We start from the raw sequence: 20859 nt of genomic DNA, 5'->3' as shown, positions 1-20859 counted from the left end.
CAGCGGGCACACCATGCTATGGTGCCCGCCCGACTTTCTATCTGTTTGCACCATCATGCTGCCAACGTCCCGAACCCTGCGCCTGACGCTCTACACCTTCCTGATCCTCGCCGGCACAGCCCTCGCAGCCACCCTGGCCACGCGCCACGCCGAGCGTCAGGCCCTGGTGGAAGACGCTGCCCGCGCCAATCAGCAACTGGCGTTGTACGCCACGTCCCTGCACACCCTGATCGAACGCTACCGCGCCCTGCCCGCCGTGCTGGCGCTTGACCCGGAGTTGCGTTCCGCGCTCAACGGACCGGTAACGCCCGAACAACAGGACGTGCTGAATCGAAAACTGGAAAAGATCAACGGTGCCGCGCAGTCCTCGACCCTGGAACTGCTCGATCACACCGGCCTCGCCGTGGCGGCGAGTAACTGGCGTTTGCCCAGCAGTTACGTCGGCCACAACTATGGCTTTCGCCCCTACTTCAGCCAGACCCGCACCCAGGGCACCGGGCGCTTTTATGCAGTGGGCGTGACCAGCGGGATTCCCGGTTACTTCCTGTCCAGCGCCGTCACGGGTGACGACGGGCAGTTTCTCGGTGCAATGGTGGTGAAACTCGAGTTTCCGGAACTGGAGCGCGAATGGCGTCAGGGCAGCGACACGCTGCTGGTCAGCGACGCGCGCGGGATCATCTTCATCGCCAACCAGCCGGGCTGGCGCTATCGCCAGTTGAAACCGCTGAACGACAGCGATCACGCCGAACTCAAAGCCACCCGCCAATACGACAAGCAGCCGCTGACGCTGCTGGACTATCAATCGCTGCGACGCTTCGACGACAACAGTGAGCTGGCGCGAGTCAATGGCCCGGACGGGAAAGCGGATTACCTGTGGGAATCCCTGCCGCTGACCGCCGAAGGCTGGACCCTGCACCTGCTGCGTCGCCCGCAGGTCGCGTTCGAAGACAGCCGCAACGCCGCGCTCGCCGCTGCCGGGTTGTGGCTGACGCTGGTGTTTCTGTTGCTGTTTCTCAACCAGCGCTGGCGCCTGGCGAAAATGCGCCAGCGCAGTCGCGAAGAACTCGAACAACTGGTGGAAGAACGCACCCGCGACTTGCGCACGGCACAGGACGGTCTGGTGCAATCGGCCAAGCTCGCCGCCCTCGGCCAGATGTCTGCGGCGCTGGCCCATGAAATCAATCAGCCGCTGACCGCCCAGCGCATGCAGCTTGCTACTCTGAGGCTGCTGCTCGATCACGGCCGGGTCGACGACGCCTACAAGGCGCTCAAACCGGTGGATGACATGCTGACGCGCATGGCCGCCCTCACCGGCCACCTGAAAACCTTCGCCCGCAAAAGCCCCAGTGGCTTGCGCGAACGCCTGGACCTGGCGGCCGTGGTGGACCAATCGCTGCAACTGCTCGACACTCGCCTGCGTGATGAACAGGTCAGCACGGTACTGCACCTGACGCGCCCGGCCTGGGTGCGTGGCGATGCGATTCGTCTGGAACAGGTGCTGATCAATTTGCTGCGCAACGCGTTGGATGCGATGCAGGACAAACCCTGCAAGCGTCTGGAAATCCGCCTCGAAGCCGACGAACAACTCTGGCGTCTTACCGTTACCGACAACGGTGGCGGCATTGCCGAAGAAAACCTGGCGAAGGTGTTCGATCCGTTTTTCACCACCAAACCGGTGGGTGATGGACTGGGTATCGGGCTGGCGGTGTCGTTCGCTATCGTTCACGAATCGGGCGGACGCCTGAGTGTGGAAAATCAAGGCAGCGGCGCGGCCTTTACTGTCATGCTGCCGATCGATCTGGAGGCTCATGGCTCATGCTGAATTCCGTGATGGTGGTCGACGACGAAAGCAGCATCCGCAGCGCCGTTGAGCAATGGCTGAGCCTGTCGGGTTTCGAAGTGCAGCTGTTCAGTCGCGCCGATGAATGCCTGGCGCAATTGCCCAGGCATTTCCCCGGCGTGATCCTCAGCGACGTGCGCATGCCGGGCATGACGGGGCTGGAATTGCTGGCCGAAATCCAACGCCGCGATGCTGATTTGCCGGTGATCCTGCTGACCGGCCACGGCGACGTGCCGATGGCGGTCGACGCGATGCGCGATGGCGCCTATGACTTCCTCGAAAAACCGTTCAGCCCCGAAACCCTGCTCGGCAGCCTGCGCCGAGCCCTGGATAAACGCCGGCTGGTGCTGGAAAACCGTGCCTTGCACGAGCAGGCGGACAACCGCGCCAAACTCGACGCGACGCTGCTCGGTGTGTCCCGTGGCTTGCAGACGCTGCGCCGGCAAGTCCTGGATCTGGCGGCGCTGCCGGTCAACGTGCTGATCCGCGGTGAAACCGGCAGCGGCAAGGAGCTGGTTGCCCGTTGCCTGCATGACTTCGGGCCGCGCGCCGACAAGCCGTTTGTGGCCCTGAACTGCGCGGCAATTCCCGAGCAGTTGTTCGAGGCCGAGCTGTTCGGTCACGAGAGCGGCGCGTTCACCGGCGCCCAGGGCAAGCGCATCGGCAAGCTCGAATACGCCGATGGCGGCACGCTGTTTCTCGATGAAATCGAAAGCATGCCGTTGGCCCAGCAGGTGAAATTGCTGCGGGTATTGCAGGAGCAGAAGCTGGAGCGTCTGGGTTCGAATCAGAGCATTCGTGTGGACTTGCGGATCATCGCGGCGACCAAACCTGATCTGCTGGACGAAGCGCGGGCCGGACGTTTTCGCGAGGATCTGGCCTATCGCTTGAACGTCGCCGAGTTGCGTCTGCCGCCGTTGCGCGAGCGTCGTGAAGACATTCCGTTATTGTTCGAGTCGTTTGCCCAAAGCGCTGCCGAGCGTTTGGGGCGCACGTTCCCACCGCTGAGCGGCCCGCAGTTGAGCCATCTGCTGAGTCACGACTGGCCGGGCAATGTGCGCGAACTGGCGAACGTGGCCGAGCGTCAGGTGTTGGGCCTCGGCGAGCCGGAACCGGTGGGCATCGATCCCGGGCAGTCGCTGGCGGCACAGCAGGAAGCATTTGAAGCGCACTGCTTGCGCGCGGCGCTGACCCGGCACAAGGGCGACGTGAAAGCGGTGCTCGAAGAGCTGCAACTGCCGCGCCGCACCTTCAATGAAAAGATGCAGCGACATGGGTTGACCCGCGAGATGTTCCTGCAAGACAGCTGATTTTTGTGTGTCTGATCCGGCCTCTTCGCGAGCAGGCTCGCTCCCACATTCGAATTGTGTACACCGGACCATTGCAAGTCTGTTCCCTCCCCATTTTTAACTGTGTACACCGGCCCATTGTGGGAGCGAGCCTGCTCGCGATGAGGCCAGTGCAGGCAAAGCAAATCCATAAGCCGGATAAGCGGTTTTCCGCTTGCCCCCAATCCAAAATAAGCGGATTTCCGCTCACCGCAAACATTCATCCCCTCTAAACCGGCCCTCCTCCCGTTGGCACAGCTCCTGCTATAGCCCCAGCAGGCTGCGTTTCAACGCGCTCCACAAAAACAATTAAACGAAGGATCCTTCAATGGATAACTCCAATACCCTGCCCCTTGGGTCGGCTGCCGTACCGGCCAGAGAAAGAACCACCGCCAGCCGCATCAAATCCATCTTCAGCGGCTCGGTCGGCAACATGGTCGAGTGGTACGACTGGTACGTCTACGCCGCCTTCTCCCTGTACTTCGCCAAGGCCTTTTTCCCGAAAGGCGACACCACCGCACAACTGCTGAACACCGCCGCGATCTTCGCCGTGGGCTTCCTGATGCGCCCGATCGGTGGCTGGCTGATGGGCCTCTACGCCGACAAGGCCGGTCGCAAACGTGCCTTGATGGCCTCGGTGTACCTGATGTGCTTCGGCTCGCTGCTGATCGCCCTGAGCCCGGGTTATGAAACCATCGGCATCGGCGCACCGATCCTGCTGGTGTTTGCCCGCTTGCTGCAGGGCCTGTCGGTCGGTGGCGAGTACGGCACCTCGGCGACGTACCTCAGCGAGATGGCGACCAAAGAACGTCGCGGCTTCTACTCCAGCTTCCAGTACGTGACCCTGATCTCCGGCCAGCTCATAGCGTTGGCCGTGCTGATCGTGCTGCAACAAGTGCTGACCACCGAAGAGCTGTACGCCTGGGGCTGGCGCATCCCGTTCGCCATCGGCGCGCTGTGTGCCGTAGTCGCGCTCTACCTGCGTCGTGGCATGGAAGAAACCGAGTCGTTCACCAAGAAAGAGAAGGCCAAGGAAAGCGCCATGCGCACCTTGATGCGCCATCCGAAAGAACTGATGACCGTGGTCGGCCTGACCATGGGCGGCACCCTGGCGTTCTACACCTACACCACGTACATGCAGAAATACCTGGTGAACACCGTCGGCATGAGCATTTCCGACTCCACCACCATTTCCGCTGCAACGCTGTTCCTGTTCATGTGCCTGCAACCGATCATCGGCGGCTTGTCGGATAAGGTCGGTCGCCGGCCGATCCTGATTGCCTTTGGTGTCCTCGGCACGCTGTTCACCGTGCCGATCCTGACCACCCTGCACACTATCCAGTCCTGGTGGGGTGCGTTCTTCCTGATCATGGCGGCGCTGATCATCGTCAGCGGCTACACCTCGATCAACGCAGTGGTGAAAGCCGAACTGTTCCCGACCGAGATCCGTGCACTCGGCGTAGGCCTGCCCTACGCGCTGACCGTGTCGATCTTCGGCGGTACCGCTGAATACATCGCCCTGTGGTTCAAGAGCATTGGTATGGAAACCGGTTATTACTGGTATGTCACCGCGTGTATTGCCGTGTCGTTGCTGGTGTACATCACCATGAAAGACACCCGCAAGCATTCGCGGATCGAGACCGACTAAGTCCACTCGCGCTACAAAAAAGGGGGCAGACCTGCGCAAGGTCTGCCCCCCTTTTTTTGGCGCTAAGAATGATGAGTTTCCATCAGCCAGTCGCTATATGAAAAATCTGTCACCTCGGATTAATCGACGGTTAATGCCCGGAACACATCCTGCCCCTGCCTGATCGATTAACGGCGATGCGCTCACTCAGTCTTTGAAAGCGAAAAAGCCTGACGGCCTTAACATCTAATTAATCGATTGTTTTTATCACTTATCAATGCATTTTAATCAATTTATTCAACATCATTGAATCTGGAGTTATGAAGATGAAAAGCAAACTTTTCCTCGCCCTGGTCTTCTCCGTACTGACCGCCAACGCGTTTGCCGCAGATGGCTATGACAAAACCAACTCGGCCTCTTTTACCTCCGAAGCCAGCGCCTCGGTCGAACGCGCCCACTCCGACTCCTATGCCGCCGACGGTTTTGATAAAACCGGCACTGCAGAAGCCATCGGCTGATCATTGGAGGAAGGTTCACAGCCCGGCTTCGGCCGGGCTTCTTCATTTCTGGAGGAACATAAATGCCGGAATCGGTACAAAACCCTGTGGGAGCGAGCCTGCTCGCGATAGCGGCTTAACACTCGCTAAAGATTTTGTCTGTTACACCGCCATCGCGAGCAGGCTCGCTCCCACATTTGTACCGCATTGCTGGAAATTATCCGCTCGTCCTTGCACCATGAGCGCCTCCCGAGAGCCCCAGGAATTCACTCCATGCCCGACGACATCCACTTCTACGAACCCGCCAAAGGCCACGGTCTGCCCCACGATCCGTTCAACGCGATCGTCGGCCCGCGTCCCATCGGCTGGATTTCTTCACTGGATGCCAACGGCCGCTTGAACCTGGCGCCGTACAGTTTCTTCAACGCCTTCAACTACATTCCGCCGATCATTGGTTTTTCCAGCGTCGGGCGCAAAGACAGCCTGAACAACATCGAACAGACTGGCGAGTTCGCCTGGAACCTGGCGACCCGGCCACTGGCCGAGCAGATGAACCAGAGCTGCGCCATGGTCGGGCCAGAGGTCAACGAATTCGAGCTGTCCGGGTTGACGCCAGCGGCCTCGAAAATCATTCAGGTGCCACGGGTCACCGAAAGCCCGGTGTCCTTCGAGTGCAAGGTCACGCAGATCATTCAGCTGCAACGGGCGGACGGCGAAGTGGTGCCGAGCTGGCTGATTCTCGGCGAAGTGGTCGCCGTGCATATCGCCAAGTGGCTGTTGAAGGATGGGGTGTACGACACCGCCGCGGCAGAACCGATTCTGCGCGGCGGCGGACCAGCGGATTATTTCCAGCTGGGGCCTGAGGCATTGTTCAAGATGTTCCGCCCAGGGGCGGTCAAGTAATTACCAGATCAGGTCGCCGTCTTCGCTGACGCCTTTAAGACGTGTCAGCTCCAGTGCGGCGGCTTCGTCCGCTTCTTTGGCGGTCTTGAAGGTCTGCTCTTCGAGCAGTTTGTTAAAGCGTGGTACACCCGGGCTGCCGATGGCTTTGGTGGCAATCGCCGCGTAGTAACCGCCTTCGCGGGGGACTACGGCGGATACGGCTTCGAAGGTTTCAAAGGCTTTGCGTGCCATGTCGCGGATCCTGGCTGATTGAGAGTTGAGCCATTAAACCCTCAACCCGCCATTTTGTGTACCCACGACCGGGACTGACCGAGCGCCTGGGCTGCCGACACATCCTTGAAGGTATGAAAATCCAGGCTGTTGACCACCAGCTCCTGCACCAGCTCGGCGAAAATCTGCATGGCCGGGGTACTGAAGTAGGCAGTCATGGCTTGCTGATGGGTCCAGAAGCCGGACACCAGCCACAACTCCGGATCGCATTGCGAATGCTGCAGGGAAAAACTCAAGCACCCAGGCGCGGCTCGCGACGGCTCGATCAAGGCGCTGAGGCGCGCACCGAGTTCCGCTGAACGCCCGGCGCGGGCACGGACAAAGGCCATATGACTGACGGGGATCTGCGTAGACATGTTCAACCCTCCCAGGTAGTCGACCGCAGCCGTGGGACGGGCTGCGACAGGATCCAAGGTTAAGCGCCCGCGCGCGGCCCCGTTAGTCGATTCCTGCCGGCTTGTTGCACAATCCTGCGAAGCTGCCCTCTGTACCTGTAACAACGTGTAAATCCTGTCACGGGGCTGAAACACGACTTTCAAGCAAGTTTTCACGGCAGTGTCCTGCCATGGCGGCGCAGCCACCCAACCCCGTGCAGAATCAGGCAAGCTTTTGGCAGGATGTGTCTACCGCTGTGCCTTGCACAAACTTAAGCTCAGCTCATCGCCAACGCTTCAAAGAGGATGCCAGGCATGTCGTCGCTCGATCATTTTCAAGCCCCGCTGGACGCTGACATGGAGAAGCGGCGCGCGGAACTGGCCGCCATCATCCGCCGCAACACGCAGGAGGATGGCAATTATGCCACTGCGGTCGGCTCGCTGTTCATGGCGCGCCACAGCCAATCCCATGAGTTCGCCCCGGTGCTGGCGCAACCGGCACTGTGCATCATGGCCCAGGGGCGCAAAGAGGTTCGGCTGGCTGACGAGTACTTCAACTACGACCCGCTGAACTACCTGGTGGTCTCCGTCTCGATGCCGCTGAGCGGGCGGGTGGTGAACGTCTCGCCGGAGGAACCGATCCTCGCGGTGCGACTGGACATCGACCCGGCGGAAATCACCGCGCTGATTGCCGACGCCGGCCCGATTGGCGTGCCTACACGTCCCACTGGCCGAGGCCTGTATGTCGAACGGCTCGACACCGCGATGCTCGACGCCGTGCTGCGTCTGGCTCGCTTGCTGGACACACCAAAAGACATCGCCATGCTCGCGCCGCTGATTCGTCGGGAGATTCTCTATCGGCTGTTGCGCAGTCAGCAGGGTCATCGCCTGTATGAAATCGCCATCGCCAACAGCCAGAGCCACCGCATCAGCCAGGCGATCAAATGGCTCAACGGCAATTATGAACAGCCGTTGCGTATCGATGATCTGGCGAAGGAAGTGAACCTGAGTGTGTCGACATTGCATCACCGGTTCAAGGCGATGACGGCAATGAGTCCGCTGCAATATCAGAAGCAGCTGCGCCTGCAAGAGGCGCGGCGGTTGATGCTGGCGGAGGGGCTGGAAGCGTCGGCGGCGGGATACCGCGTCGGCTATGAAAGCCCTTCGCAGTTCAGCCGGGAATACAGCCGATTGTTCGGGGCGCCACCGTTGCGGGATTTGGCGCGGTTGCGGTTGAGTGTCTAGCCAGGGTTTGTGCTGACAATACTGCCCTCATCGCCGGCAAGCCGGCGATGGGGCCAGTCAGTCAGGCGCCGAGTACGCGGCACGCCTCGGCAGGAAGGGTCACCGACACCGGATTGCCAATGCTCAACCCAAACCCCTGACACGGCGTGCTCAACGCGGTAAACGAAACCCCGGAACACTCCACGGTCGTTTCAATCGTCGCGCCGATATCCCGCACGAACGTCACCTTGCCCAGCAACCGATTACCCGCCGTCGCCTGCGGGTGCGACAGTTGCAGGTCTTCAGGACGAATCAGCATCTTGACCTTCTCACCGACCACGATGCTGCTGCAGATCGGCACGTCCAGCGCATCGCCGCCCGGCAAACCAACCTTGCCATTGCCCAGCGCCGTGGCCGGGAAGATGTTGCCCGAGCCAATAAAGTCCGCGACGAATTCGTTCGCCGGGTGCCGGTAAATCTCGATCGGCGTCCCCACTTGCTGCACCCGATGCTCACCCAGCACGACGACGATATCGGCCATGGTCATGGCTTCACGCTGGTCGTGAGTCACCATGATGGTGGTGATGTTCAAGCGCTGTTGCAGTTGACGAATCTCCACCTGCATCGACTCACGCAACTTGGCGTCCAGCGCCGACAGCGGTTCATCCAGCAGCAGGATTTTCGGGTGATTGGCAATCGCCCGGGCAATCGCCACGCGCTGACGTTGACCGCCGGAGAGTTTTGCCACCGGGCGATCAATCATTTCCTGTAGTTGAATCAGCTCAAGCAACTCCACCACCCGCGCCTGCTGATCAGCCTTGCTGACCCCGCGCAGTTTCAGCGGATAGGCAATGTTCTCCCCCACGGTCATGTGCGGGAACAACGCCAGGGATTGAAACACCATGCCGAAATTGCGCTGATGCGCCGGCGTGTGGCCAATGTCTTCACCGTCCAGGCGAATTTCGCCGCCGGTCAGGGTTTCGAGCCCGGCGATCATCCGCAGCAGCGTGGTTTTGCCGCAGCCCGAAGGGCCGAGAAAACACACCAGTTTGCCCTCGGGCAAATGCAGGTTTACATCCTTTACCGCGCAGGCCGAGCCGTAATGTTTCTCGACGTTTTCCAGAATCAGACCAGTCATGTTGCACCTCAAGAATCAGAACGAAACGCCACCTTCACCAACCAGCTTCTCCAACGCCCAGATCAGGACGAAGTCGATCAGCACGATCAGCACGGCAAACGAAAATACGGTGGGGTCGAGCGACGACACGGTGCGGCTGTACATCCAGATCGGCACGGTCATGACGTCGATGGTGTAGAGGAAATAGGTCACGGTGAATTCGTTGAACGAAACGATGAACGCCAGCAGCATGCCCGCCAGAATCCCCGATTTCATCAATGGCACCACCACATCAATAATCGCCCGCAGCGGTGAGGCGCCGAGCATCTGCGCGGCCTCTTCCACTTCGCTGCCGATGGAGAGCATCGCCGCCGTGCAGTTCTTCACCACGAACGGCAACGCCAGGATCACGTGGGCAATCACCAGTCGCGAAGTGGTGATCTGGAAGGGCAGGCTGTCGAACACCAGCAGCAACGCCAGCCCCAACACCACCATCGGAAACACCAACGGCAACGACATCAGTTGCAGCGCCACGGCCTTGCCGCGGAACTCGCAACGGGTCAGGGCATAGGCGGCCGGCACCGCGACAATCGTCGCGAACACCATGGTCAGGCAAGCGACCATCAGGCTGGTGCTCATGGCCTTGCCGAGGCTCAGCACATCGCTGGAGTCCGGCGAGACAAAGGTGTGCCAGGCGGCTTTGTACCATTGCAGGCTGTAGCTGCTCGGCGGGAAGTCGAGGTTCGACGCCCCGCTGAACGACATCACGATCATGGTCAGGATCGGCAACACCGCCAGCAGCAGGATGAAGCCCGAAAGAATGCCGGCAAACTTGCCGGTCTCACCGGGCAACAGCCCATAACGCTTCTTGATCACAGAGCTCATTGCGAAGCCTCCAGCATGCGCCGACGACGGCCAGTGATGAATTCGGACAACGTCATGATCGCGAGGGTGGTGACGATCAGCACCACGCCGGCAGCGGACGCGGCGGGCCAGTTCATCAGCGGCGCGATCTGGTCATGCACCATCACCGCCAGCATCGGCACACGACGGCCACCGAGCAGCAAAGGCACCACGAAGCTGCTGGCGTTGTAGGCGAAGACCAGCGTCGCACCGGTGATGATCCCCGGCATGCTCATCGGCAACACCACTTGGCGGAACACCTGCAAACGGCTGGCGCCCAACGTGGCGGCGGCTTCTTCATAGGTACGGGCGACGCCGCGCATGGCGCTGGCGATCGGCAGCACGGCCAACGGAAATGCGGTTTGCACCAGGCCCATCAGTACGCCGTTCTGGTTGTACAGCAGCATGATCGGTCGCTTGATCAGGCCCAGGCCCATCAGCGCCTGATTGAGCATCCCGCCAGGGCCGAGAATCACCAGCCAGCCGTAGCTTTGCAGCAGCAGGTTGACCAGCAAGGGCAGTAGCACCGCGGCGAGGAAAATCCGTCGCACAAACGGTGAGGTCAGGCGCGACATGGTGTAGGCCACCGGGATCGCCAGTACGACGGCGATCACTGCGCTGATCAGGGCCAGGCGCAGGGTCAGCAGCAAGGATTTGAGGTAATACGGTTCCAGCAATTGGGCGTAGCTGGCCAGGCTGAACCCGGTCCATTCCGCACCTTTGGTGCCCACGCTCATGCGCAGGACCAGGAGGCTGGCGGCAATCAGCACGCCGAGAAACAGCATCGATGGCGAGAGGAAAAACCAGGCACGCGTCGTCGGCGAAACACCGAGGCGTGGGCGCGATGCAGCGGCGCTGACCGGATGGGTCAAAGGTTGGTGTTCCATAGCAAGGGTCTCGTCAATGGAAGATCAGGTACAGGAATATCTGAATGCACAGGCCCCTGTAGGAGCTGCCGAAGGCTGCGATCTTTTGACCTTTTCAGAGCCACCGAAGAGCAGGATCAAAAGATCGCAGCCTTCGGCAGCTCCTACGGATCAGGAAGAAAAGATTTCCGTGTAGCGACGAATCCATTGGTCATGCACGGAGGCCAGGAAGGCGTTGTCGTGCATGATCGCCTTCTCGGCAATCTGCTCCGGCGTGAGGATGTACGGGCTCTTGCGCGCTTCGGCGGAGATGATCGCCTTGGCGTTGACCGGGCCGTTGTAGATGTCTTCGGCCATCTTGCCCTGCACCAGCGGGTCCAGAGAGTGGTTGATGAAGGCGTAGGCCAGGTCGATATCGCCCGGACGGCTTTTCGGCATGACCGAGAGCATCAGGTCGGTGTAGAAGCCTTCTTTCATGCCGAACGTAGCACCCAGACCGTAGGCCGGATCGCGGATCTGTTTCGGGAAAAACGCCGGTGCATACAAGCCGCCCATGTCCAGGGAACCGGTGCGGAACAGTTCGGCGATCTGGTTCGGATTTTCACCCAGGGTCACCACGCGATCCTTGAGCTCGGCGAGTTTCTTGAAGCCGGGTTCGATGTTGTGTTCATCACCACCGGCCAGTTTGGCGGCGAGGATGATCAGGTCCATGGCCTCGGTCCAGTTCGGCGGCGGCAGGAAGATGTTCGGCGACAGGTCGGCGTCCCACAGGGCGGCGTAGCTGTCCGGTGCCTCTTTTATCGTGCGGGTGCTGTAGACCAGGCTGTTGCACCAGAGCAGGTAACCGATGCCGTGGCCATTGGCGCCGGTGCGGTATTTCTCCGGTACGTCGACCAGGTTGGGGATGCGGTTGAGATCGGGTTTTTCCAGCAACCCGGCAGCGGCCAGACCTTCGGCGCCGACGCCTGCCAGGGTGATGATGTCGTACTGCGGACGATCGCCGCCGGCCTTGAGTTTGGCGACCATTTCCGAGGTACTGCCGGTGCGGTCAGCGATGACCTTGCAGCCGTACTTGTCTTCAAAGGTTGCCGCGATGTTGCGCAGTGCTGCCAGGCCGGTGTCATCGGACCAGGTCAGCAGACGCAGGGTTTTGCCCTGGAAGCGTGTGTCGCTGGCATTGGCCCGGACGAAGGGCAAGCTCATGGCCGCCGCTGCAACCGAGGCTACGCCCACAGTTTTGATGAATTGACGTCTGTTCAGATCGTGCTCGCCCATGAAGGACTCCCTTTGTTTTTTTAAGTATGAGGTTGGTCGCAACCGTTGCATCCGCGCGGTCGGATCTGCTTAAAGCCCCCGGTTTCAAAGGGCTTGCGCTGAGCCGACGGGTTCATCCTGAGGTCGTGCAAAACACCTGACTATCGATAAAAACTCATTGAAGCCATGACGCCAGTGCATGCCTCATGTAGGAGCGAGCTTGCTCGCGAAAGGCGCATGAACGACGCGGGTTGTCTGACTCCCCGCGTTATCGTTGACATCCATCGCGAGCAAGCTCGCGCCTACAGTGATAGGTACCGTCAGACGGCGCGAATCACGTGTTTGATTTCCTGAAATGCCTGCAAACCCCACGGCCCCAGCTCGCGGCCGATGCTGCTCTGCTTGTAGCCACCCCAGGCGGTCTGCGGGAAGATCACTTGCGGCGCATTGATCCACACAAGCCCCGCCTGCAAGGCGTTGGCGACCCGATCAGCGGCCTCAACGTCGCGGGTGACCACACTGGCCACCAGGCCGAACTGGCTGTCGTTGGCCAGGGCAATCGCCTCGGTTTCAGAGGCAAAACTGCGCACGCAGATCACCGGGCCGAAGATCTCTTCACACCACAGCGCACTGCCTGAGGGCACTTCGGTGAAAATCGTCGGCTGCAAAAAATATCCGCGTGGCAGGTCCGCCGGGCGATTGCCGCCGCAAATCAGCTTGGCGCCGGCACTCAAGCCGCGATCGATGTGGCCGAGCACACGCTGGTATTGCGCCTGATTGACCAGTGCGCCCATTTCCACGTTCGGGTCGAACGGGTCGGCCACGCGAATGGCTTCGGCGCGTTTTTTCAGTTTCGTTAGAAACTCATCGGCCAGTTCATCGGCGACCAATACGCGGCTGGTGGCGGAACACATCTGCCCGGCATTGAAGAAACCGCCGCCACAGGCCACTTCCACGGCCAGCTCTACGTCGGCGTCCTTGAGCACCAGCAGCGAGGATTTACCGCCCAGTTCCAGGCTCACGCCCTTCACGGTTTCCGCCGCCCGCTGCATGACCTGCACGCCCACCGCGTTGCTGCCAGTGAACGAAATCTTGGCGATGCGTGGATCGGCCGACATCGGTGCACCGACCGCCAGGCCAGTGCCGCAGACCAGGTTGAACACGCCCTTGGGCAGGCCGGCCTCGGCGATGATCGCCGCCAGTTCCAGCTCCGGCAGCGGTGTGACTTCCGAAGGCTTGAGCACTACGCAGCAACCGGCGGCCAGGGCCGGGGCGAGTTTCCACGCGGTGGTCACCATCGGGAAATTCCACGGCACGATCAGGCCGACCACACCGCAGGGTTCACGGCGCACGCGGGCGCTGAAGTCGTCGCTCGGCAGCTCAACAGCGCTGTCCTGTTTGGCATCGAGCCCTTCGGCCAAACCGGCGTAGTACTCGAACGTCGCGATCACGTCGTCGACGTCGATGGCCGCTTCGAACAGCGGTTTGCCGTTGTTGCTCGACTGCAAGTGCATCAACTGTTCGCGACCGGCCTGCACGCCCGCGGCGATTCTGCGCAGGATCGCCCCACGCTCGGCACCGGTGGTTTTCGACCAGTCCTTGAAAGCCTCGCTCGCGGCGCTTACGGCTTGATCAAGCGCTTTTTCATCGCCGCCATTAACGGTGGTCAACAGGGCTTCGGTCGCCGGGTTGATCACGCGCAAATGCTCGTTGCCGGCCGACCATTGGCCGTCGATGTACAGGCCGTCCAGTGCCGTTGGGAACGTCATGCGGAAGCTCATTGCGACACCGCCTTCATCCACGAAGCCTGATCGATTTCAATCAGCGTCGGGCCCTGGCGATCGGTGGCGGCGCGCAGTGCGCTGCGCAATTGCTCGACACCGTTGACGGCTTCGGCCGCACAGCCCAGGGCCTTGGCCACGCCAATGAAGTCCGGGGTGTAGATGTCTACGCCGACCGGCTCGATGGCGCGGTTGACCATGTATTTCTTGATCTCTTCGTAGCCCTGGTTATTCCACAGCAGGACGATCACCGGGGTGCGCGCTTCAACGGCGCTGGCCAGTTCCGGCAGGGTGAATTGCAGGCCACCGTCGCCGATCAGGCACACCACCGGTGGGCGGGCACCGCTTTCGACACTGCCGCCGAGCCAGGCGCCAATGGCCGCCGGCAAGGCGTAACCGAGGGTGCCGTAACCGGTGGACGAGTTGAACCAGCGACGTGGGCGTTCCGGATTGAAGGTCAGGTTGCCGGTGTACACCGGCTGGGTCGAATCGCCGACGAAGACCGCGTTCGGCAACTCGTGCAGCACAGTTTCCAGAAAGCGGGTCTGCGCCAGGGTCGGAGCGTCCCACGTGGCGGCGAGTTCTTCGCGCAAGCGTGCGGCACGGACCTGGCCCCAATCGTTGCGGCGCTCGGCCAGTGACTTGTGGGACAGCGCGCTCAGCAAGGCCTGGGCAGCGTTACGCGAGTCGGACACCAGCGCGATGTGCGGCGGGTAGTTGCGCACGGTCTGGTCCGGGTCGATGTCGACTCGCAGCAGTTTGCCGGGAATGTCGAAACCACCGGCGAAGGTCACGTCGTAGTCGGTCTCGGCCAGTTCGGTGCCGATCGCCAACACCACGTCGGCCTCGGCCACCAGGGCGCGGGTGGCGACCAGGCTCTGGGTCGAACCGATCAGCAGCGGGTGAGCGGATTCGAGCATGCCTTTGGCATTGATGGTCAGGGCCACCGGCGCGTCCAGCAGTTCGGCCAGTTCAGTCAATTCGGCGGCGGCATCAATGGCGCCGCCACCGGCGAGAATCAGTGGACGCTTGGCACCGGCCAGCAAATCGGTCATGCGGGAAATGGCGGTCGGCGATGCGCCGGCGCGGTCGACGTTCACCGGCACGCTGGCGAGCAGGTCATCGGCTTCTTCGACCAGGACGTCCAACGGAATTTCGATGTGCACCGGACGTGGGCGACCGGCCTGGAACAGGGCAAACGCACGGGCCAGGACGCCTGGCAATTCGGACGCCGACATCAACGTGTGGGAGAACGCCGCGACACCGCCGACCAATGCGCTCTGGTTCGGCAGCTCGTGCAGCTTGCCGCGACCGCCGCCCAACTGGTTGCGGGTCTGCACACTGGAGATCACCAGCATCGGGATCGAATCGGCGTAGGCCTGGCCCATGGCGGTGGTGATGTTGGTCATGCCAGGGCCGGTAATGATGAAGCACACACCCGGTTTGCCGCTGGTGCGAGCGTAGCCGTCGGCCATGAAACCGGCGCCCTGTTCGTGACGCGGAGTAACGTGGTTGATGCTCGAACGGGCCAGCCCGCGATACAGCTCCACGGTGTGAACACCGGGAATGCCGAACACCTGCTCAACCCCGTAATCTTCGAGTAACTTGACCAATACTTCGCCGCACGTCGCCATGTCTTTGCCCTTCTTGTTCGTTTGAGACGCCGGGCCTGCGCAGTGTTTATGATGAGTAGGCAGGTCCAGGGATGGCCTCATTGGAACGGGCGACACGTAGCCGCAACAATGGATAAAAAGTCATACTAGCCATGTCCTCACGTCATACCTTGGATCCCAATGAAACGATTGCCTCCCCTGCCGGCGCTGCACACATTTCTGATTACCGCGCAGTGCTGCAACTTCACCCGGGCCGCCGAGCAGCTGTACATCACCCAGGGCGCGGTGAGTCGGCAGATCGCCGGGCTGGAAGATCATCTGGGCTATGAGCTGTTCATTCGCCAGGCCCGGGGTCTCGACCTGACCGCCGAAGGACGGGAGTGGCTGCCACGGGTCCAGCAGATTTTCGGCTTGATCGACGAGGCGGTTGAGCAGATCGGCGAGAAGCGCGAGACCCTGCAACTCAAGGCGCCAACTTGTGTGATGCGCTGGCTGCTGCCGCGTCTGTTGCAGTGGCAACGGGAACGCCCGGATGTGCCGGTGGAGCTGACCACCACGGTCAAGCACGGTGTGGATTTCCATCGCGAGCAGTTCGATGCAGCGGTGATGTACGGCGCGCCGCCGGACAGCGCACTGACGTCTTATCTGCTGTTCGATGAGCAACTGACGCCGGTGTGTTCACGACCCATGCTGGACGGACCGATGGCCTTGCAGACACCGGCGGATCTGCAACAGCACTTGCTGCTGCACCCGACGCGGGATGAGCGGGACTGGAACGCCTGGTTGAAAGCGGCAAACCTTCAATTGAGTAATGTCAGCAAGGGTCAGCATTTCGAGACGCTGGACCTGGCGATGTCGATGGCGTCCCAGGGGACAGGCGTGGCGATCGGGGATTGGTCGTTGATTGGCGATGACCTGAGTGCCGGGCGGCTGGTCATGCCGTTTGAATTGAAGGTGAAAACGGGGCTAGCGTATTACCTGGTGTTCCCCGAGAAGCCTGGACCTTCGCCGAAATTGCGCGAATTGATGGGGTGGTTGGTGGAGCAGGCTCAGGCCCGCTGAACGGACAAACCCCGTAGGAGCTGCCGAAGGCTGCGATCTTTTGATCTTGATTTTGATCTTCAGCGGCGCCGGGAAGATCAAGGTCAAAAGATCGCAGCCTTCGGCAGCTCCTACAGGGGGCGGTGTTTCTGGATCAATACCCGACAGTAAACCGCTGACGAGAGTGCTTCGTCGCTTCCACTTCATCCAGCATCGCAATCGCATAATCGGCGAACGTAATCCAGCTCCGCCCTGCGCTGCTCACCAGCAAATCATCCTTGCCGATCCGAAACGTGCCGGTACGCTCGCCTTCGACAAACTCCGCCGACGGCGACACAAAGGTCCAGTCCAGATCCTTTTCCTGACGCAGGTTCCCGAGGAACTCCGCCCCCGCGCTGGCCTCAGCCTTGTACTCCGCCGGGAAGCCCTTGCTGTCGATAACGCGAGTTCCGTCCGGCAGCAACAGCGAACCCGCACCGCCCACCACCAGCAGTCGTTTCACCCCGGCCTTTTTCACCGGCCCGAGTACAGCGCTGGCTGGAAGGGTCGCGAAGTGCGCGGCACTGATCACAACATCATGGCCAGTAACTGCCGCTTGCAACGCTTCGGCATCGAGGGCGTCGACGTTTTTGGCGACCACACCGGCACGCTGTCCGATCTTCGACGTGTCGCGGGCGATGGTCGTGACGCTGTGACCGCGACGCAGGGCTTCTTCCAACAGTTGGCTACCGGCACGTCCGGTGGCACCGATGATTGCGATTTTGCTCATGACGCTCTCCAGTTGGTTTGGGTAAATCAATGCAAGTTGATCGTTCCCACGCAGAGCGTGGGAACGATCAGCGATCAGTTTCAGGTACGACGGGTCACCACTTCATCTCGCCCTTGGCGACTTTGGCGCTCAGCGCCAGGGAGCTTTCTTCGCCCAGTGTCGGGTAGCGTTTTTTCATCGCGGCGATCAGCGCAGCGGAGTCTTTGGCCTTGGCGGTTTCTTCGTCGAAAGCCTTGATGTAATCGGCAGTGAACTGCACGGCGGCCAGGGAACGGGCGCTCTCACCGAGGTAATGACCTGGCACGATGGTTTTCGGTTTCAGGGTTTCGATGGCGTGCAGCGTCGTCAGCCAATCGGCATGCGACTGCGGGGTTTGGGTGTCCGCCATCCACACATGAATGTTTTCGGCGACGACCACGCCACCGACCACTGCCTTGATCGACGGGATCCACACAAAGGTGCGATCCGGCTGCTTGCCCGCAAGACCGACCACCTGCAACTTCTGCCCTTCGAGCATCAGACTGTCACCCTCGAGCACGTCCGGCACGATGGTTTTGGCCGGCACGTCAGCGCCCATTTTCGGGCCCCAGAACGCCACTTTGCCGTCGACGGTTTTTTTGATGTGATCCACGGTCGGCTGCGAGGCGAGCACTTTGGCTTTCGGGAACGCAGTAGTCAGGGTGTCGAGGCCGAAGTAGTAGTCCGGGTCTCCGTGGCTGATGTAGATGGTGGTCAGTTGCTTGCCGCTGGCGCGGATTTTTTCCACCACCTGTTCGGCCTGGGATTTGCCGAATTGCGCGTCCACCAGGATGGCGTCCTTTTCGCCGCTGACCAGGACCGAGGTCACCGGAAAAATGGCCTTGTCGCCCGGGTTGTAGACCTCCAGGGTCAGGGTCGAAGCCGCCGTGGCATGAGCCGCGAAACCGAGGACGGCCGTGGCCAGCAAAATGCGCTTGAGGGAGGTGAAACCGATCATCTGTTGCTCCGTTGTCCGAATGCCGTGGTGGGGCTTTTTTGTAGGAGCGAGCTTGCTCGCGATGGCCGTTAACGATTACGCGTGCTTACCGGGTGAACGCGGCGCTCTTGCGTCCATCGCGAGCAAGCTCGCTCCTACACAGGAACAGAGCTTAGTTGCCTGACTCAGTACAAAAAATGCGATGCTTGAACATAGTTTGTTTCTGAAAGCGGGCAAATCATGGATCGTCTACAAGCAATGCGGGTGTTCGTCTGCGTGGTCGACCTCGGCAGCCAGTCGGCCGCCGCCGATCACCTGGACCTGTCACGGCCGGTGGTTTCCCGGTATCTGGCGGAACTGGAAGACTGGGTCGGCGCGCGCCTGATGCACCGCACCACGCGCAAATTGAGCCTGACCGCCGCCGGCAGTGAAATCCTGCCACGTTGCCGGCAGATGCTCGACTTATCCACAGACATGCAGGCCGCCGTCAGCGAACCGGACGATGCCCCACGCGGCCTGCTGCGAATCAGCGTCAGCACCTCATTCGGCCAGGCACAACTGGCGGACGCCATGGCCGCCTACGTCAAGCGCTACCCCGGCGTCAGCATCGACCTGCAGATGCTCGACCGCACGGTGAACCTGGTAGATGAGCGCATCGATCTGGCGATTCGCACCAGCAATGACCTGGACCCGAACCTGATCGCGCGGCGGCTGACGGTCTGCCGCTCGGTGATCTGCGCCTCCCCCGCTTACCTGCGCGAGCACCCGACGCCGTTGCGGGTGGAAGACCTGAGCCAGCACAACTGCCTGACCCACTCCTACTTCGGCAAAAGCCTCTGGCATGTCGAGCAGGACGGCGAGCAGGTTTCAGTGCCGGTGCAGGGCAACATCTGCGCCAACGAGGCCAGCACGCTGCTGCGCGTCACCATGGCCGGCGCCGGGGTGGCCATGCTGCCCAGTTATCAGGCCGGCGTGCATATCCACAGTGGCGAGTTGATCCGCTTATTGCCCCAGGCGGAACCCCGAGAGATGAACGTGTACGCGGTGTACGCCTCACGCAAACACATGCCGGCGGCGCTGCGCAGCATGCTGGATTTTCTGGTGTTGAGATTTCCGGAAGAACCGGAGTGGGATGTTGGGCTGTAACCGGCGGCGCCAACTCCCGGAGTTGAATGCATGACCCTGTAGGAGCTGCCGAAGGCTGCGATCTTTTGATCTTCAGCGACGCCGAGAAGATCAAGATCAAGATCAAAAGATCGCAGCCTTCGGCAGCTCCTACACAACTCACCACCTCTGACCTATGCTGAAAGTAGTACCGAAGGGTATTCGTTCAGAGGTCAACGCCATGAACATCAAAACAAGAAGATACCTCGTGATTTTCATCACCTGCACGGCCACGCTGGCGCTGTATGGCACCGCGGCCTGGCGCGTCGAGCAGTTGCGACAACTGCCGCGTGAATACGCGAGCTGTAACTTCGAGCGCTGCATTCCCCACAACGCGACCCTCAACGCCCTCCGGTAACGAAGGGGATCAGGCCTCGCTGTCCTGATCGGCCTTCAAGCGGTCGCGAAACGCCTTGGGCGAGATCCCCACTCGACGTCGGAACAGACGTGTGAAGTTGGTCGGATCGGAAAACCCCAACACGTCAGACATTTCGTAAATGGTCATGCTGGTGTAGGTCAGCAAACGCTTGGCCTCCAGTAACTGACGCTCGTGCATGATCTGCAACGCCGGTTGTCCCGCCAGCTCACGGCAGGTGCCGTTGAGGTGGGACACGGAAATCCCCAACCGATGCGCCAGGTCCTCGACCTTGACGTGCTGGCGGTAAGTCTCTTCCACCAACTGAATAAAACCGTTGAGGTATTCCCGGGCACGCTGCGGACGCTGGCTGGCGGAGCGGCGCTGAATCACCTGACGGCTGACCCACACCATGATCACGCTGACCAGCGAATGCATGAGCATTTCCCGTGCCGGTTGATGGCCGGTGTATTCGTTTTGCAGCGCAGAAAACAGGCTGTTGAGGTAGTCCCCGTCCTTGCCCGCCGGATAACTTTCGGCCTGGGCCAGGGCGCTCACCGAGTTGCCCAGCTGTGCCTGAAGATGGGCGACCAGCGGCGCGGCGAGGGTCACGACAAACCCTTCGACGTCCTCGGAAAAGCGAAAGCCATGCACCGACAACGGTGGCAGGATCTGGATCGCCGGTTCAGTCAGTTGCGTACGTTTGCCTTCGATTTCAAGCTCTGCCTGACCTTTGAATACGAAGAGCAACTGGCACAAATCGGCGTGGCGGTGGGGTTTGATTTCCCATTGGTGTTCGCGGCTGCGTTTGGAAATGGTTTCACAGTGCAGCAAGTCCGGGGTTGGCCAGTCCAGGCTTTCACCGTAGAGCTTGAACACTGGAATCGAAGGCAGGTCAGGCTTGTTCATCACTTCAATCCAGGCCTCAGGGGGTAGCGGGCGATAATCGCACCGATTGGCAGAATGTACAGGTATCGG

20 protein-coding genes are annotated in these 20859 nt (G+C 60.9%); 9 read left to right on the top strand and 11 right to left on the bottom strand.

All coding sequences use genetic code 11. The features are described 5' to 3' along the window. Positions 1-55 precede the first annotated feature (55 nt). From ACYZUD_RS30145 to ACYZUD_RS30125, 5 genes are all read left to right on the top strand, one after another. Positions 56-1822 carry a sensor histidine kinase gene (locus ACYZUD_RS30145; protein ID WP_462021462.1) on the top strand — a complete coding sequence of 589 codons (1767 nt, stop codon included), beginning with the start codon at positions 56-58 and terminating at the stop codon, positions 1820-1822. Further along, on the top strand, positions 1816-3150 hold the full coding sequence (locus ACYZUD_RS30140) for a sigma-54-dependent transcriptional regulator (RefSeq protein ID WP_462021461.1): 1335 nt from the start codon (positions 1816-1818) through the stop codon (positions 3148-3150). The genes ACYZUD_RS30145 and ACYZUD_RS30140 overlap by 7 nt, the downstream gene beginning before the upstream one ends. A 346-nt stretch (positions 3151-3496) precedes the next feature. Further along, positions 3497-4816, top strand: coding sequence for an MFS transporter (locus ACYZUD_RS30135; protein ID WP_462021460.1), 1320 nt, complete (start codon positions 3497-3499; stop codon positions 4814-4816). A gap of 305 nt (positions 4817-5121) precedes the next feature. Then, positions 5122-5313: a hypothetical protein gene (locus ACYZUD_RS30130; RefSeq protein WP_462021459.1), complete on the top strand. Its 192-nt coding sequence runs from the start codon at positions 5122-5124 to the stop codon at positions 5311-5313. Between the two features lie 252 nt (positions 5314-5565). Then, positions 5566-6195, top strand: a complete 630-nt coding sequence (locus tag ACYZUD_RS30125) for a flavin reductase family protein (RefSeq protein WP_462021458.1) — start codon at positions 5566-5568, stop codon at positions 6193-6195. Here ACYZUD_RS30125 and ACYZUD_RS30120 read toward each other — a convergent pair whose 3' ends face one another. Both ACYZUD_RS30120 and ACYZUD_RS30115 read right to left on the bottom strand, forming a co-directional pair. Then, on the bottom strand, positions 6196-6426 hold the full coding sequence (locus ACYZUD_RS30120) for a hypothetical protein (protein ID WP_462021457.1): 231 nt from the start codon (positions 6424-6426) through the stop codon (positions 6196-6198). Between the two features lie 41 nt (positions 6427-6467). After that, the gene (locus ACYZUD_RS30115) at positions 6468-6821 is read right to left on the bottom strand and encodes a putative quinol monooxygenase (RefSeq protein ID WP_462021456.1); all 354 of its coding nucleotides are present in this window, start codon (positions 6819-6821) and stop codon (positions 6468-6470) included. Between the two features lie 333 nt (positions 6822-7154). On the opposite strand from ACYZUD_RS30115, the gene ACYZUD_RS30110 reads away from it, so the two are divergent. Further along, complete coding sequence (locus tag ACYZUD_RS30110) at positions 7155-8084, top strand: AraC family transcriptional regulator (RefSeq protein WP_462021455.1); 930 nt, start codon at positions 7155-7157, stop codon at positions 8082-8084. Between the two features lie 61 nt (positions 8085-8145). Here ACYZUD_RS30110 and ACYZUD_RS30105 read toward each other — a convergent pair whose 3' ends face one another. The 6 genes from ACYZUD_RS30105 to ACYZUD_RS30080 form a co-directional block, all read right to left on the bottom strand. After that, positions 8146-9201, bottom strand: coding sequence for an ABC transporter ATP-binding protein (locus tag ACYZUD_RS30105; protein ID WP_462021454.1), 1056 nt, complete (start codon positions 9199-9201; stop codon positions 8146-8148). A 15-nt stretch (positions 9202-9216) separates the two neighbouring features. After that, positions 9217-10065 (bottom strand): ABC transporter permease, encoded by an 849-nt coding sequence (locus ACYZUD_RS30100; RefSeq protein ID WP_462021453.1) that lies wholly within the window; start codon positions 10063-10065, stop codon positions 9217-9219. Further along, a complete protein-coding gene (locus ACYZUD_RS30095) occupies positions 10062-10970 on the bottom strand; it encodes an ABC transporter permease (RefSeq protein ID WP_462021452.1) in 909 nt (302 codons plus the stop codon). The genes ACYZUD_RS30100 and ACYZUD_RS30095 overlap by 4 nt, the downstream gene beginning before the upstream one ends. 150 nt (positions 10971-11120) lie before the next feature. Beyond that, positions 11121-12224, bottom strand: coding sequence for an extracellular solute-binding protein (locus tag ACYZUD_RS30090; RefSeq protein ID WP_462021451.1), 1104 nt, complete (start codon positions 12222-12224; stop codon positions 11121-11123). A 299-nt stretch (positions 12225-12523) separates the two neighbouring features. Beyond that, positions 12524-13972 carry an aldehyde dehydrogenase family protein gene (locus tag ACYZUD_RS30085; RefSeq protein WP_462021450.1) on the bottom strand — a complete coding sequence of 483 codons (1449 nt, stop codon included), beginning with the start codon at positions 13970-13972 and terminating at the stop codon, positions 12524-12526. Positions 13973-13980: 8 nt separating this feature from the next. Then, positions 13981-15618 (bottom strand): 5-guanidino-2-oxopentanoate decarboxylase, encoded by a 1638-nt coding sequence (locus ACYZUD_RS30080; RefSeq protein WP_462021449.1) that lies wholly within the window; start codon positions 15616-15618, stop codon positions 13981-13983. A gap of 159 nt (positions 15619-15777) precedes the next feature. On the opposite strand from ACYZUD_RS30080, the gene ACYZUD_RS30075 reads away from it, so the two are divergent. After that, positions 15778-16659, top strand: coding sequence for a LysR substrate-binding domain-containing protein (locus tag ACYZUD_RS30075; protein WP_462021448.1), 882 nt, complete (start codon positions 15778-15780; stop codon positions 16657-16659). Positions 16660-16792: 133 nt separating this feature from the next. On the opposite strand, the gene ACYZUD_RS30070 is transcribed toward ACYZUD_RS30075, so the two are convergent. Then, the gene (locus ACYZUD_RS30070) at positions 16793-17407 is read right to left on the bottom strand and encodes an NAD(P)-dependent oxidoreductase (protein WP_462021447.1); all 615 of its coding nucleotides are present in this window, start codon (positions 17405-17407) and stop codon (positions 16793-16795) included. A 94-nt stretch (positions 17408-17501) separates the two neighbouring features. Continuing rightward, complete coding sequence (locus tag ACYZUD_RS30065) at positions 17502-18383, bottom strand: MBL fold metallo-hydrolase (RefSeq protein WP_462021446.1); 882 nt, start codon at positions 18381-18383, stop codon at positions 17502-17504. A gap of 219 nt (positions 18384-18602) precedes the next feature. Between ACYZUD_RS30065 and ACYZUD_RS30060 the strand changes: the two genes are divergently transcribed. Further along, a complete protein-coding gene (locus ACYZUD_RS30060; RefSeq protein ID WP_462021445.1) occupies positions 18603-19508 on the top strand; it encodes a LysR family transcriptional regulator in 906 nt (301 codons plus the stop codon). 199 nt (positions 19509-19707) lie between these two features. Next, positions 19708-19884 (top strand): hypothetical protein, encoded by a 177-nt coding sequence (locus ACYZUD_RS30055; RefSeq protein WP_462021444.1) that lies wholly within the window; start codon positions 19708-19710, stop codon positions 19882-19884. A 9-nt stretch (positions 19885-19893) separates the two neighbouring features. On the opposite strand, the gene ACYZUD_RS30050 is transcribed toward ACYZUD_RS30055, so the two are convergent. Next, positions 19894-20790 (bottom strand): helix-turn-helix domain-containing protein, encoded by an 897-nt coding sequence (locus tag ACYZUD_RS30050; RefSeq protein WP_462021443.1) that lies wholly within the window; start codon positions 20788-20790, stop codon positions 19894-19896. Positions 20791-20859: the final 69 nt, after the last annotated feature.

The sequence above is a fragment of the Pseudomonas sp. XS1P51 genome (genome assembly GCF_054897845.1).
This window is presented reverse-complemented; position numbering and strand designations above follow the sequence as displayed.

What these genes read in the sequence shown, in the direction of transcription:
- ACYZUD_RS30145 (WP_462021462.1), top strand. Translation starts at nt 56, where the DNA reads ATGCTGCCAACGTCCCGAACCCTGCGCCTGACGCTCTACACCTTCCTG.
- ACYZUD_RS30140 (WP_462021461.1), top strand. Translation starts at nt 1,816, where the DNA reads ATGCTGAATTCCGTGATGGTGGTCGACGACGAAAGCAGCATCCGCAGC.
- ACYZUD_RS30135 (WP_462021460.1), top strand. Translation starts at nt 3,497, where the DNA reads ATGGATAACTCCAATACCCTGCCCCTTGGGTCGGCTGCCGTACCGGCC.
- ACYZUD_RS30130 (WP_462021459.1), top strand. Translation starts at nt 5,122, where the DNA reads ATGAAAAGCAAACTTTTCCTCGCCCTGGTCTTCTCCGTACTGACCGCC.
- ACYZUD_RS30125 (WP_462021458.1), top strand. Translation starts at nt 5,566, where the DNA reads ATGCCCGACGACATCCACTTCTACGAACCCGCCAAAGGCCACGGTCTG.
- ACYZUD_RS30120 (WP_462021457.1), bottom strand. Translation starts at nt 6,426, where the DNA reads ATGGCACGCAAAGCCTTTGAAACCTTCGAAGCCGTATCCGCCGTAGTC.
- ACYZUD_RS30115 (WP_462021456.1), bottom strand. Translation starts at nt 6,821, where the DNA reads ATGTCTACGCAGATCCCCGTCAGTCATATGGCCTTTGTCCGTGCCCGC.
- ACYZUD_RS30110 (WP_462021455.1), top strand. Translation starts at nt 7,155, where the DNA reads ATGTCGTCGCTCGATCATTTTCAAGCCCCGCTGGACGCTGACATGGAG.
- ACYZUD_RS30105 (WP_462021454.1), bottom strand. Translation starts at nt 9,201, where the DNA reads ATGACTGGTCTGATTCTGGAAAACGTCGAGAAACATTACGGCTCGGCC.
- ACYZUD_RS30100 (WP_462021453.1), bottom strand. Translation starts at nt 10,065, where the DNA reads ATGAGCTCTGTGATCAAGAAGCGTTATGGGCTGTTGCCCGGTGAGACC.
- ACYZUD_RS30095 (WP_462021452.1), bottom strand. Translation starts at nt 10,970, where the DNA reads ATGGAACACCAACCTTTGACCCATCCGGTCAGCGCCGCTGCATCGCGC.
- ACYZUD_RS30090 (WP_462021451.1), bottom strand. Translation starts at nt 12,224, where the DNA reads ATGGGCGAGCACGATCTGAACAGACGTCAATTCATCAAAACTGTGGGC.
- ACYZUD_RS30085 (WP_462021450.1), bottom strand. Translation starts at nt 13,972, where the DNA reads ATGACGTTCCCAACGGCACTGGACGGCCTGTACATCGACGGCCAATGG.
- ACYZUD_RS30080 (WP_462021449.1), bottom strand. Translation starts at nt 15,618, where the DNA reads ATGGCGACGTGCGGCGAAGTATTGGTCAAGTTACTCGAAGATTACGGG.
- ACYZUD_RS30075 (WP_462021448.1), top strand. Translation starts at nt 15,778, where the DNA reads ATGAAACGATTGCCTCCCCTGCCGGCGCTGCACACATTTCTGATTACC.
- ACYZUD_RS30070 (WP_462021447.1), bottom strand. Translation starts at nt 17,407, where the DNA reads ATGAGCAAAATCGCAATCATCGGTGCCACCGGACGTGCCGGTAGCCAA.
- ACYZUD_RS30065 (WP_462021446.1), bottom strand. Translation starts at nt 18,383, where the DNA reads ATGATCGGTTTCACCTCCCTCAAGCGCATTTTGCTGGCCACGGCCGTC.
- ACYZUD_RS30060 (WP_462021445.1), top strand. Translation starts at nt 18,603, where the DNA reads ATGGATCGTCTACAAGCAATGCGGGTGTTCGTCTGCGTGGTCGACCTC.
- ACYZUD_RS30055 (WP_462021444.1), top strand. Translation starts at nt 19,708, where the DNA reads ATGAACATCAAAACAAGAAGATACCTCGTGATTTTCATCACCTGCACG.
- ACYZUD_RS30050 (WP_462021443.1), bottom strand. Translation starts at nt 20,790, where the DNA reads ATGAACAAGCCTGACCTGCCTTCGATTCCAGTGTTCAAGCTCTACGGT.